At 66.8% G+C, this 304-nt stretch carries 1 protein-coding gene; it reads right to left on the reverse strand.

Features of this window, described 5'->3' with window-relative positions; genetic code table 11:
- Positions 1-304: aminotransferase class I/II-fold pyridoxal phosphate-dependent enzyme (locus R7P64_RS24225; protein WP_411979338.1), on the reverse strand; the 304-nt coding region annotated here is incomplete at both ends.

Genomic DNA, 304 nt, shown 5'->3' on the forward strand with positions numbered 1-304 from the left:
AATCGTCCTCAATGATCCACGCGTCGCGCTCCGCGGCCCACGCCAGCAGCTGGCGGCGTCGGGGAAGCGACAGCGCGACCCCCAGCGGACTCTGATGGGCTGGTGTGAGCAGGGCAAATCGCGCCTGCGGGTGATGACGCTGGCCCCAGCCGACGTCCATCCCTTCGTCGTCCACGGGAATCGCATCCACCGCCAGCTGCCCAGCCTCGACGACCGGCCGGATAAAGGGATACCCCGGATCTTCCATCCACATATGCTGTCCCGGCTGCGCCAGGGTACGCAGGATAAGGTTCATGGAGGCGGC

Origin of the sequence: Vibrio sp. 2304, from assembly GCF_033339475.1 — a bacterium.
In the GTDB taxonomy this organism is placed as follows: domain Bacteria; phylum Pseudomonadota; class Gammaproteobacteria; order Enterobacterales; family Vibrionaceae; genus Vibrio; species Vibrio alginolyticus.